1 protein-coding gene is annotated in these 1,593 nt (G+C 45.1%); it reads right to left on the bottom strand.

The window, feature by feature from the left end:
• Positions 1 to 1,593, bottom strand: a 1,593-nt coding sequence (locus Q0212_RS04210; protein ID WP_297922680.1) for a hypothetical protein, incomplete at both ends; no start/stop codon positions are given.

Raw genomic sequence — 1,593 nt, 5'->3', positions numbered from 1 at the left:
AATACCTGTTTAGCACTATCCAAAGAATTGGCAGGTAAAGTCACTTCTAAGCGTTGATTTGCTTCTTGTACGCTAGGGTTTGTGCCTTCTACCACTGCTGTCCAATTACCTGCGGTTACACCATTGATATTGTCGTTGAAGTCGTCTTGGAAAACAGCGGGAGTAGAGTCAACGCACTTGCCGTTTTGTTCTATTTGACCAGTTGGACAAACTAGGGGTTTAACACTAACCGTTGTCGAAACAGTCGTAATCTCCGCACCTGTACCATCTTTTAATGTAGCCGAAACCAGTACATCACCCACCGTGTTAAACACATGGCTAATGGCATCGGTCAAACTATTTACTACTGATTTGATGTATGTGGTGGTGGCGTGTGCCAAATCTGTGACCATTTCTACGGCATCAGCACCAAATTGCCAAATGACAGCTTTGGCCTTGCTGATTATATTTTGAATGCTAAATTGTACGCTTTCGCCAATTTCGGGTGTAGTTGAACTAGCCACAATTTGACTCAACCAAACACACTTGTTGTCTTTAAGGGTATAACCTTCATTACAAGAGGTGCGGTCTGCCACTAAGGGGTCTGTGCCTTGTAGCCACTCAGTGAGGTTGCTTGCGCCGTCTTGGTCGCTGTCTGTTGTGGCAATTTGTTGGCCATCACCTGTGAGTTGATAGCGTTGCTCCCAATAGTCCATGATGTTATTTTGGTTGTCATCGGTGACAGTAACGGTGATGTCAGGTGCAACTTGTCTCGCCCAACTGCCCATCACACTGTTACCTGCGGCGCGTAAGGTGTATGTGCCTACTTTATCAAACTCAATCCAAAAATTGCGCGTGGCTAATAGCCCATTGCGAGTGGTATCGTTGGCATCACCCGAATCTATCCAGCTATAGCCTGTATTATTGATGGCAATGGCTTTAGGAGCTTGCCAGTTATCAAACGGCAAAAAGGCTTCAGGACCAAAGGGAACAATAAAACGTCTAAACGGACTTTGCACATCGGTAGATTTGGCGGCAACTAACACGGTGCGTGTGTTTTTGTTTAAGGTTTTGGTGGTATCTAAACTGGCCTCTAATTTGGGAATATCCATAAAGGTTGTGGAGTTAATCATCGTGACTTTTTGAAAAGTCGTATAATCATCAAATTTTGCCTCTTTATTGGGATAAACCAGTGTCCACTTAAACACCTTAATCGGACGATTATCTAGCCCTTCAATCGCGCCATAAAAATAGGCATCCATTTGCCCTTTTAATGACATTTCGGTGAGCCAATAGTCGGCATCTTGGGTTTGTTCAGCATTGACTAAATCGGCTTTATAATAGACTTTGCCTTCTACTCCTGCAGTGGCGGTCAAAAAGGGTCGCACTGCCATACGCGCCGTAGGATACTGAAGTACCTTGACGGTTAATTGCGGCACTAAGGCGACATTGACAATGGCTTTGGCGTTGGCTTCGCCTTGAACTTCTACGGTAAAACGCGGTTTTTGCTTAGACACGGTTTTCCAGCCTTCGGCATCACTGTAGTGAATACCGTAAGACAACTCATCAAAGCCCATATCCAGCTTTTGTGAGGCGGTCATTGCGCCTGTGACT

It is taken from the genome of uncultured Agitococcus sp. (assembly GCF_937920075.1).
Taxonomy (GTDB): Bacteria; Pseudomonadota; Gammaproteobacteria; order Pseudomonadales; family Moraxellaceae; genus Agitococcus.
Note: the sequence above shows the minus strand (reverse complement) of the source record. Positions and strands in the feature narration are given on the sequence as shown.